Raw genomic sequence first — 451 nt, 5'->3', positions numbered from 1 at the left:
CAGGTGCCGTCGGCGGCGACCTTCGTGAAGCGGTTGCCTTGCCGCGGCACAGCGAGTGCTTCGCCCGGCAGCCAAGTGTCCGCACCAGGGCGCGGAAAGTCGATGGTGGTCTCCAGCGTCGAAACGATGGGCTTGACGGTGTCGATGACGATCCTCGAATCGTCGGTCTCGATGGTGATGAGGCTCATGTGGGTGGGTTTCCTGTCAGGGGCTGGGCAGAAGGCGGGAGCGGCGACGGCCATTGCCCGGCAGGGCCGTCGGTTCGGGCTTCGGGCCCGGGGTGGGTTGCGGCTTGGCTTCGGCGGCGCGCGCAATGCGGTTGGCGGCTTCGTCGACGGTGGCCTGGCGACGGGTCTTGGCCCGACGCGGCGGCGTGTGGCCGAGTTTTTCGACCTTGCCGCCGCGGCGCTGGAAATCGGCCAGCAGCTGCGCCAGCTCGGCGCGTTCGGCG

At 69.6% G+C, this 451-nt stretch carries 2 protein-coding genes; both read right to left on the bottom strand.

Annotated features, from left to right (window positions below; all coding sequences use genetic code 11):
• Nucleotides 1–188 (bottom strand): hypothetical protein (locus tag SB658_RS21935; RefSeq protein ID WP_410602289.1); only part of this gene is annotated, 188 nt, incomplete at its 3' end.
• 16 nt (nucleotides 189–204) lie between these two features.
• Nucleotides 205–451 (bottom strand): ubiquitin family protein (locus SB658_RS21930; RefSeq protein ID WP_410602287.1); only part of this gene is annotated, 247 nt, incomplete at its 5' end.

Origin of the sequence: Bacillus sp. SIMBA_008 (genome assembly GCF_046535495.1) — a bacterium.
GTDB classification, from domain to species: Bacteria; Bacillota; Bacilli; order Bacillales; family Bacillaceae; genus Bacillus; species Bacillus subtilis.
Note: the sequence above shows the minus strand (reverse complement) of the source record. Positions and strands in the feature narration are given on the sequence as shown.